Here is a 261-nt window from a genome sequence, read left to right on the forward strand (position 1 = left end):
CAGGCATCTGCCACACCGACTACTACACGCTTTCGGGCGCGGACCCGGAAGGGATTTTCCCGGCGATCCTCGGGCATGAAGGCGCGGGCGTGGTGGTGGACGTGGGCCCGGGCGTGGGCACGTTGAGGAAAGGCGATCACGTGATTCCGCTTTACACGCCGGAGTGCCGCGAGTGCAAGTTCTGCCTGTCGCGCAAGACGAACCTGTGCCAGAAGATCCGCGCGACGCAAGGCCGCGGCCTGATGCCCGATGCGACCTCGC

1 protein-coding gene is annotated in these 261 nt (G+C 66.3%); it reads left to right on the forward strand.

All coding sequences use genetic code 11. From position 1 onward, the window contains the following. A partial coding sequence (locus FAZ69_RS33115; protein WP_169708850.1) for an alcohol dehydrogenase catalytic domain-containing protein occupies positions 1 to 261 on the forward strand: 261 nt, incomplete at both ends.

This window comes from Trinickia terrae, from assembly GCF_005144415.1.
GTDB lineage: Bacteria > Pseudomonadota > Gammaproteobacteria > Burkholderiales > Burkholderiaceae > Trinickia_A > Trinickia_A terrae.